1 pseudogene is annotated in these 258 nt (G+C 65.5%); it reads right to left on the bottom strand.

The features are described from left to right. A pseudogene (locus tag G8767_RS35435) lies at positions 1 to 258 on the bottom strand (hypothetical protein); the annotation flags it as partial.

Genomic DNA, 258 nt, shown 5'->3' with positions numbered 1-258 from the left:
CGCCCGTCGGGCCCAGGAAAATGAACGAACCGATCGGCCGGCGCGGATCACGGATACCGGACCTCGCCCGGATCACCGCGTCCGCGACCAGTTGCACCGCCTCGTCCTGACCGACGACCCTCTCGTGCAGGATCTCGTCGAGCTTCAACAACTTCTCCCGCTCACCTTCCTGCAGCCGGGCGACCGGGATACCCGTCCACGCGGCCACGATCTCTGCGATCTCGTCTTCGGTGACCACTTCACGCAGCAACGGATTCC

This window comes from Rhodococcus sp. IC4_135, assembly GCF_011602025.1.
In the GTDB taxonomy this organism is placed as follows: Bacteria; Actinomycetota; Actinomycetes; order Mycobacteriales; family Mycobacteriaceae; genus Rhodococcus_F; species Rhodococcus_F baikonurensis.
The sequence above is the reverse complement of the archived record's forward strand: the minus strand, read 5'-3'. Positions and strand labels throughout refer to the sequence as shown.